This is a genomic window from Streptomyces sp. NPDC059142 (genome assembly GCF_042755665.1).
GTDB lineage: Bacteria > Actinomycetota > Actinomycetes > Streptomycetales > Streptomycetaceae > Streptomyces.
In genome coordinates this window covers 249,361-255,993 of the sequence record NZ_JBHZDA010000001.1, presented here as the reverse complement: position 1 = coordinate 255,993, position 6,633 = coordinate 249,361, and the positions used below count along the sequence as shown (strand labels likewise).

5 protein-coding genes are annotated in these 6,633 nt (G+C 73.5%); 2 read left to right on the top strand and 3 right to left on the bottom strand.

Going from position 1 to position 6,633, the window contains the following annotated elements; genetic code table 11:
• Positions 1-104 precede the first annotated feature (104 nt).
• The 3 genes from ACFXPK_RS01195 to ACFXPK_RS01185 form a co-directional block, all read right to left on the bottom strand.
• Complete coding sequence (locus ACFXPK_RS01195; protein WP_385070239.1) at positions 105-1,790, bottom strand: phospho-sugar mutase; 1,686 nt, start codon at positions 1,788-1,790, stop codon at positions 105-107.
• 78 nt (positions 1,791-1,868) lie between these two features.
• On the bottom strand, positions 1,869-2,699 hold the full coding sequence (locus ACFXPK_RS01190; RefSeq protein WP_385070237.1) for a purine-nucleoside phosphorylase: 831 nt from the start codon (positions 2,697-2,699) through the stop codon (positions 1,869-1,871).
• Between the two features lie 245 nt (positions 2,700-2,944).
• On the bottom strand, positions 2,945-3,382 hold the full coding sequence (locus tag ACFXPK_RS01185) for a gamma-glutamylcyclotransferase (protein WP_329828899.1): 438 nt from the start codon (positions 3,380-3,382) through the stop codon (positions 2,945-2,947).
• A 303-nt stretch (positions 3,383-3,685) separates the two neighbouring features.
• On the opposite strand from ACFXPK_RS01185, the gene ACFXPK_RS01180 reads away from it, so the two are divergent.
• Positions 3,686-5,122 carry an NAD(P)H-quinone dehydrogenase gene (locus ACFXPK_RS01180; protein ID WP_385004078.1) on the top strand — a complete coding sequence of 479 codons (1,437 nt, stop codon included), beginning with the start codon at positions 3,686-3,688 and terminating at the stop codon, positions 5,120-5,122.
• 394 nt (positions 5,123-5,516) lie between these two features.
• Positions 5,517-6,545, top strand: coding sequence for a DeoR/GlpR family DNA-binding transcription regulator (locus ACFXPK_RS01175; protein WP_385070234.1), 1,029 nt, complete (start codon positions 5,517-5,519; stop codon positions 6,543-6,545).
• Positions 6,546-6,633: the final 88 nt, after the last annotated feature.

Genomic DNA, 6,633 nt, shown 5'->3' with positions numbered 1-6,633 from the left:
GGCGGGGGTTCGGGGCGGGGTGGCCCGCGGGGGGCGGGGGGGGGGGGGGGGGCCCGCGCCCGGGCCGCCCGACGGGAACGTCTCCTGTACGTCGGGGCGGGGCGTCAGATGCCCGCCGCCTCCGCCAGGTCCCGCTTCAGCGTCGTCAGCAGGTTCTGTGCCGTCGTACGGGCCTCGGGCAGTGCCGACGCGTCGGCGACCGGGATCACCGCCTCCAGGTAGCACTTCAGCTTGGGCTCCGTGCCGCTCGGGCGGACGATGACCCGGGCCCGGTACGCGCCGTCCAGGTGGTAGCGCAGGCCGTCCGTGGGCGGGAGCGAGTCCGTGCCGGCCGACAGGTCCTCGGCGGCCGAGACCCGCAGCCCCGCCAGTCCGGCCGGCGGGTGCTCGCGCAGCCGGCGCATGGCGTCGGCGATCAGGGAGAGGTCCTGGACGCGGACCGAGAGCTGGTCCGTGGCGTGCAGACCGTGCGTCACGGCCAGCTCGTCCAGCAGGTCGGTGAGCGTACGGCCCGACTCCTTCAGCTCCGAGGCCAGTTCGGCCACGAGCAGCGCCGCCGTGACGCCGTCCTTGTCCCGTACGCCCTCGGGGTCGACGCAGTAGCCGAGCGCCTCCTCGTACCCGTACCGCAGGCCCTCGGCGCGCGCGATCCACTTGAAGCCGGTCAGCGTCTCCTCGTATCCGAGCCCCGCCGCCGCGGCGATCCGGCCGAGGAGCGAGGACGAGACGATCGACGCGGCGAACGTCCCGGTCACGCCCCGCGTCACGAGGTGCGCGGCCAGCAGCGCGCCGACCTCGTCGCCGCGCAGCATCCGCCACCCCGCGTCGGCCGACGCGTCGGGGACGGCCACCGCGCAGCGGTCCGCGTCCGGGTCGTTGGCGATGATCAGGTCGGGGCCGACGCGGCGGGCCGTGGCGAAGGCCAGGTCCATCGCGCCCGGCTCCTCCGGGTTGGGGAACGCGACCGTCGGGAAGGCCGGATCCGGCTCCGCCTGCTCCGGTACGGGGACGGGCGCGGGGAAGCCCGCACGGGCGAAGGCCGCGAGCACCGTCTCCGTACCGACACCGTGCAGCGCCGTGTGGACGACGCGCGCGGTGCGCGGGGAGCCGGGCGTGAGGACCGCGTCCGTACGGGCCAGATACGCCGCCAGGATCTCGTCGCCGAGGACCTCCCAGCCGGAGTCCGGGCGCGCCACCGTGTCCAGCGGGCCCACCGCGGCGATCCGGGCGGCGATCTCCGTGTCGGCGGGCGGCACGATCTGCGAGCCGTCGCCGAGGTACACCTTGTAGCCGTTGTCCCTGGGCGGGTTGTGGCTCGCCGTGACCTCCACGCCGGCGACGGCCTCGAGGTGCCGTACGGCGAAGGCCAGCACAGGGGTGGGCAGCGGGCCGGGCAGTACGGCGGCGCGCAGCCCGGCGCCCGTCATCACGGCCACGGTGTCCCGGGCGAACTCCGCGGACTTGTAGCGGGCGTCGTACCCGACGACCACCAGGCCGTCCCCGTCGCCCCGCGCCGTCAGATACGCGGCGAGTCCCGCCGCGGCGCGGATGACCACGGCGCGGTTCATCCGCATCGGCCCGGCGCCCAGCTCGCCGCGGAGCCCGGCCGTACCGAACTGGAGCGTCCCCGCGAAGCGCTCCGCCAGGGCGCCGGGATTCCCGGCGTCGGCGGCTTCGATGAGCCCGCCCAGTTCCTCACGGGTCTCGCTGTCCGGGTCCTCGGCCTGCCAGGTCTTGGCGCGGACGAGGAGGTCCTGGTGGGCGGGGTCCTGATGCGCGTTCTGGTGCATGGGCCTGCTCCTGCGGGTGACGGTCTTCCGGGTGGCGTCTCGGCGTCCTGGACGGGTGGGGCGGGTGGCGCGGTCGGGTCAGATGCGGTCGAGTACCCGCGCGAGCAGCGCGCCCATCTGCGTGGCCGAGTCGCGGCCCGCCTGAAGGACTTCCTCGTGGTTGAGCGGAGCGCCCGAGATGCCCGCCGCCAGGTTGGTGACCAGGGAGATCCCCAGCACCTCGGCGCCCGCCTCACGGGCCGCGATGGCCTCCAGGACGGTGGACATGCCGACGAGGTCGCCGCCCATCGCGCGGACCATGTTGATCTCGGCGGGGGTCTCGTAGTGCGGGCCCGTGAACTGGACGTACACGCCCTCCTCAAGACCCGGGTCGATCTCCTTGCACAGCGCACGCAGCCGCGGCGAGTACAGGTCCGTCAGGTCCACGAAGTTCGCGCCGACGATCGGGGAGACGGCCGTCAGGTTGATGTGGTCGCTGATCAGCACGGGCTGACCGGGGCGCATGCCCTCGCGCAGGCCGCCGCAGCCGTTGGTCAGGACGATCGTCTTGCAGCCGGCGGCGACGGCCGTACGGACGCCGTGCGCGACCGAGGCGACGCCGCGGCCTTCGTAGTAGTGCGTACGGCCGAGGAAGACCAGGGCGCGCTTCTCGGCGATGCGGTACGAGCGGATCCGGCCGCCGTGGCCCTCCACGGCGGGGGGCGGGAAGCCCGGCAGTTCGGTCACGGGGAACTCCGCCTCGGGCGCGCCGAGCGCGTCGACGGCCGGTGCCCAGCCGGAACCCATCACCAGGGCGACGTCATGGGTCTCGGCGCCGGTCAGCTCGCGCAGCCGGGCGGCCGCGGCGTCGGCGGCGGCAAGAGGGTCGGCGGGTCCGTCGGCGTTGGCCGGGATAACAGATGCGTTCACGCGGATGAGGGTAGCCGGTCATGCCCTACGCGCGTAGATGTATTGGGCACGGTCTCCATATCGTTGTGTTGCTGTTTCCGGCGACTGGTCCCGTAGGGGGGGGGCGTGGGGGGATTCCGGGCTCTTTCTGGGCTGGGGGGGGGGTGGGGGCGGCCGGATCTCCCCCGTAGATCTGTCCCGCGGGGCAGATCCGGGACGCCGTCCGGTGCCCCGGTCCCCGCGGGTCTGCCCCGCGGAGCGGGCCGTCAGCACGGGCGCTTGCGCAGCTCCATCACGTAGTCGTGCGGGGCGCCCGCCGACTCCGCCGCGTCGGCCAGCTCGCCCAGGTAGCGCGCGGAGGGCAGCCCGCCCTCGTATCCGTTCAGGACGTACAGCCAGGTCGGCTCCTCGCCGTCCAGGGTGTGCACCCGTACGCGCATCCGCCGGTAGATGTCGAGCCCCACGCCTTCCCAGCGGTCCATGGAGTCCTCGTCCATCGGTGCCAGGTCGTACAGCGCGACGAAGACCTGTGAACGGGGCGCCTCCACGATCGTGGCGAGCGCGCCCTCCCAGCCCATCTGTTCCCCGCCGAACGTGAGCCGCCAGCCGTTGAGCCAGCCGGTGCCGCGCAGCGGGGAGTGCGGGGCGCGGCGGGTCATCAGCCGCGCGTCGAGGTTGCCGGCGTACGCGGCGTAGAGCGACATGGGATTGAGGGTACGGGAGGTGTGGCCGTGGCCGCCGGTGCACCGGTCCGACCGGGGCGGGCGCGTGAGCCCGGCGTACGGAGCCCGGCACGGCCCGGGGCGTGCGCGGTCGCGGGCCGGAGCCGTACGCGCCCCAGGTGGGAGGCGGCGCGGCGGACCCCCTGCCCGGATGGAGGGACCCGGGGCGAAGCTACTTGAAGCGTGCGGGACAATGGAGTACGTACTGCATCCCCCGGGGCACCCCCCGGAACCCCGGCCGGGGTGGCAGACGGGCCGGGTTGACAACGCGAGGCGGACTTTTTCGTGACCCGGATCGTGATCATCGGTGGCGGACCCGGCGGATACGAGGCGGCGCTGGTCGGCGCCCAGCTCGGCGCCGAGGTGACCGTCGTCGACTGCGACGGACTCGGCGGCGCGTCGGTGCTCACCGACTGCGTACCGTCCAAGACCCTCATCGCGACCGCCGAGGTGATGACCACCTTCGACTCCTCGTACGAGGAACTGGGCATCATCGTCGCCGACGACACGCCCTCGGAGCAGGCCGCCCGGGTCGTCGGTGTCGATCTCGGCAAGGTCAACCGACGCGTGAAGCGGCTCGCGCTCGCCCAGTCCCACGACATCACGGCCTCCGTCACCCGCGCGGGGGCCCGCGTGATGCGCGGCCGGGGCCGGCTGGCGGGCCGGCAGGCCATGGACGGCTCGCGCCAGGTCGTCGTGACCGCGGCCGACGGCACGGAGGAGTCCCTCACCGCCGACGCCGTCCTGATCGCCACGGGCGCCCACCCGCGCGAGATCCCGGACGCGCTGCCGGACGGCGAGCGGATCCTGAACTGGACGCAGGTCTACGACCTCGACGAGCTGCCCGAGGAGCTGATCGTGGTCGGCTCCGGCGTCACCGGCGCCGAGTTCGCCGGTGCCTACCAGGCGCTGGGCTCGCGGGTCACGCTGGTCTCGTCCCGCGACCGTGTGCTGCCCGGCGAGGACCCGGACGCCGCCGCCGTGCTGGAGGACGTCTTCCGGCGCCGCGGCATGAACGTCATGTCGCGCTCGCGCGCCGAGTCCGCCAAGCGGGTGGGCGACCGCGTCGAGGTGACCCTCTCCGACGGCCGGGTCATCTCCGGTACGCACTGTCTGATGGCCGTGGGCGCGATCCCGAACACCGCGGGCATGGGTCTGGAGGAGGCCGGGGTCCTGGTGAAGGACTCGGGCCACATCAAGACCGACCGGGTCTCGCGCACCTCGGCGCCCGGCGTGTACGCGGCGGGCGACGTCACCGGGATCTTCGCGCTCGCCTCGGTAGCGGCCATGCAGGGCCGGATCGCGATGTACCACTTCCTGGGCGACGCGGTCGCGCCGCTCGACCTGAAGACGGTCTCCTCGAACGTCTTCACCGACCCGGAGATCGCCACCGTCGGCTACAGCCAGGCGGACGTCGACGGCGGGAAGATCGACGCGCGCGTCGTGAAGCTGCCGCTGCTGCGCAACCCGCGCGCGAAGATGCAGGGCATCCGGGACGGCTTCGTCAAGATCTTCGCCCGTCCCGGTACGGGCATCGTGGTGGGCGGCGTGGTCGTCTCGCCGCGGGCGAGCGAGCTGATCCACCCCATCGCGCTCGCCGTCGACAACAACCTGACGGTCGAGCAGATCGCCAACACGTTCACGGTCTATCCGTCCCTGTCGGGATCGATCGCGGAAGTGGCGCGGCAGTTGCACACGCGGAAGACGACCGAGGAGAACTGAGGGACGACGCGGAGCCGGGCGGGCGACGGGCACCGGTGCCGGTGCGCGGCGCCCTCGGGTCCGGGTCCTGCGGGTCCGGGGCCCTGGGGCCGGGGTGCGCCGCCTCCCGTCCGCCGGACGGCCCGCCCCTCCGTACCGCCTGCCCCGTCCGCCTCAGGAGCCGCCGGTCCGTCCCGTCCGTACCGGCAGTCGACGGGAGCCGCCAGGAGTCCCGCGGGCCCCTCCAGGCCCATCCGGGCGCACGCGCTGCCCGTAAGCCCTTTCTACGGGCTTCGAAGCGTGCCCGAGCGGGCATGAAGTCTCTATACCATCAGGCGTGTTCGTTCGTGCACAACTTCTGTTATTCGGCGCAAACTGCTGAAAGCAGACGGTCATTGGGGTTACTGTCAGTTTCGTGTTCGCTGCAGAACGTCGCCAATTGATCCTTGAAATGGTGCGCGCCAACGGGGCCGTGTCGCTCCGTGAGCTCGCCCGCGTCGTCCAGACCTCCGAAGTGACCGTACGGCGGGATGTGCGGGCGCTGGAGGCAGAAGGACTCCTCGACCGCCGGCACGGCGGTGCGGTGCTGCCGGGTGGTTTCACGCGAGAATCCGGCTTCCCGCAAAAGTCCCATCTCGCGACGGCGGAGAAGACCGCCATCGCCGACCTCGCCGCGAGCTTCGTCGAAGAGGGCGAGGCCGTCGTCGTCGGCGCCGGTACGACCACGCAGGAGCTGGCCCGCCGGCTCGCGCGGATCCCCGGTCTGACCGTCGTCACCAACTCCCTGCTCGTGGCCCAGGCCCTCGCCCACGCCAACCGCGTCGAAGTCGTCATGACCGGCGGCACCCTGCGCGGTTCGAACTACGCGCTGGTCGGCAGCGGGGCCGAGCAGTCCCTCCAGGGGCTGCGGGTCACCCGCGCGTTCCTCTCCGGGAGCGGACTGACCGCCGAGCGCGGGCTGTCCACGTCCAACATGCTCTCGGCGAGCGTCGACCGCGCCCTGGTGCAGGCCGCCGCGGAGGTCGTGGTGCTCGCCGACCACACCAAGCTCGGCACCGACACGATGTTCCAGACGGTGCCCACCGATCTCATCAGCCGGCTGGTGACCGACGAGCCGCCCGCGCACGACGACCGTGCGGGGGCGGAGCTCCAGGCACTCGCCGACCAGGGCGTACGGGTCTCCGTCGCCGGTACGGGGGCGGGCTGCGGCGCCGGTGGTACGGACGGCGCGAGCGGCGTCGTCGGGAGCGAGACGATGCCACCGGGCAGCCGGGCCCGCCGCGACGTACCGCTGCCCGGCCAGCGCCGTACCCATACGGCGGGGCCCGGCGCGGGACCTGGCGTCTCCGGCGGGCCCGGGGGGCAACTCCGGGGCGCGGGAGGCCCCTTGGGTCCGCAGGAGGCGGGCGAGAGGGCGCGGGTGGCGGATCTTCGGCGCCGGTAGCCGAGGCCGGTGCCCTGAACCGGTGTCGAAGTCCATGCCCATGCCCGTGCCCGCGGCCGGTGCCGGAGCCGACGGCCGGACGGGCGCG

Coding starts and splice junctions, on each gene's coding strand:
- ACFXPK_RS01195 (WP_385070239.1), bottom strand. CDS start 1,790: ATGCACCAGAACGCGCATCAGGACCCCGCCCACCAGGACCTCCTCGTC.
- ACFXPK_RS01185 (WP_329828899.1), bottom strand. CDS start 3,382: ATGTCGCTCTACGCCGCGTACGCCGGCAACCTCGACGCGCGGCTGATG.